A 272-nucleotide genomic window follows, 5' to 3' on the forward strand; every position below is an offset into this window, starting at 1 on the left:
GTCGATGGCCGACGTCACGGCGCACCGCGGCGATCTGCTCGGCGCTGGGAACCTTCTCCACCCGCGCCTGCGGACCGAAGCCCCAGAGGTTCATCAGCGGCTCGACGGTCATGTCGAAGGCGCCCTGGCTCTGTTCCGACAACTCGCCGCCGTAGCGCAGCAACTCCAGCATCGGTAGCGGCAGCTCCATGCAGGACTGCGCCGGCAGAGCATTGAAACGCGAGACCAGGGAATCGTCGCGGTAGGTGGACATCTGCCGGTCGACCTCGGCG

The 272-nt window shown here is 67.3% G+C and carries 1 protein-coding gene; it reads right to left on the reverse strand.

Annotated elements, in window-relative coordinates:
* Window positions 1-272: FAD:protein FMN transferase (locus tag ACLJNW_RS25180; protein ID WP_410961354.1), on the reverse strand; the 272-nt coding region annotated here is incomplete at both ends.

The organism is Salmonella sp. SAL4457 (assembly GCF_046548235.1).
In the GTDB taxonomy this organism is placed as follows: Bacteria; Pseudomonadota; Gammaproteobacteria; order Enterobacterales; family Enterobacteriaceae; genus Salmonella; species Salmonella enterica.